The organism is Pseudomonas sp. K5002 (genome assembly GCF_013386655.1).
Classification (GTDB): domain Bacteria; phylum Pseudomonadota; class Gammaproteobacteria; order Pseudomonadales; family Pseudomonadaceae; genus Aquipseudomonas.
Genome location: NZ_JACARK010000642.1, coordinates 2,225 through 2,662, shown reverse-complemented (window position 1 = coordinate 2,662; position 438 = coordinate 2,225). Strand labels below are relative to the sequence as shown.

Here is a 438-nt window from a genome sequence, read left to right as displayed (position 1 = left end):
GCCGACGAGGTGCGCAACCTCGCGCAGAAGACCCAGAAGGCCACCGAAGAAATCCAGGCCATGATCCAGCAACTGCAGCAGGGCACCCGCGACGTGGTGCGAGTGATGGAAGACAGCCAGAACCGCACCGATGAAAGCGTGCAGCACGCGGCCAAGGCGGCTCAGGCGCTGGAGACCATTACCCAGGCGGTGTCGGTGATCAACGACATGAACACCCAGATCGCCAGCGCCGCCGAGGAACAGAGCGCGGTGGCCGAGGACATTAACCGTAACGTGATCAATATCGGACAGGTGGCCAATGAAGTGGCCGGCGGAGCGGATGAGTCGAGCGCGGCCAGCGCAAACCTGACCAAGCTGGCGGAGCAGCAGCGGCGGTTGATCAATCAGTTCAAGGTTTGAGTCAAGCGGCGCCCTTTCGGGCGCCTTCGCGAGCAAGCC

The 438-nt window shown here is 63.0% G+C and carries 1 protein-coding gene; it reads left to right on the top strand.

The window, feature by feature from the left end; all coding sequences use genetic code 11:
* Positions 1 to 399 (top strand): methyl-accepting chemotaxis protein (locus tag HX846_RS25325; RefSeq protein ID WP_256739918.1); only part of this gene is annotated, 399 nt, incomplete at its 5' end.
* Between the last annotated feature and the right edge of the window lie 39 nt (positions 400 to 438).